1 protein-coding gene is annotated in these 229 nt (G+C 75.1%); it reads right to left on the bottom strand.

Features of this window, described 5'->3' with window-relative positions; translation table 11 throughout:
- Positions 1 to 229: 2-C-methyl-D-erythritol 4-phosphate cytidylyltransferase (locus EOD29_RS35650; RefSeq protein WP_206520641.1), on the bottom strand; the 229-nt coding region annotated here is incomplete at both ends.

Below are 229 nucleotides of genomic sequence, written 5' to 3'. Positions count from 1 at the left end.
GCCGCGTCTCCGGCCACCGTGATCACGGGGTGACCCGCGGCGGCGACCAGCGCCGCGTCGTCGGTGTGGTCGGCGTCGGCGGAGCGGAGCGCCTCCTCCAGGATGCCGCGACGGAAGCCCTGCGGAGTCTGGGCGGCGGCGAGCTCCGACCGATCCACGGCCGCGACGATCGCGCCCTCGGCATCCACACGCTTGATGGTGTCGACGACGGGCACCGCGGGGATCACGG

Origin of the sequence: Mesorhizobium sp. M1A.T.Ca.IN.004.03.1.1 (assembly GCF_003997555.1) — a bacterium.
In the GTDB taxonomy this organism is placed as follows: domain Bacteria; phylum Pseudomonadota; class Alphaproteobacteria; order Rhizobiales; family Rhizobiaceae; genus Mesorhizobium.
Note: the sequence above shows the minus strand (reverse complement) of the source record. Positions and strands in the feature narration are given on the sequence as shown.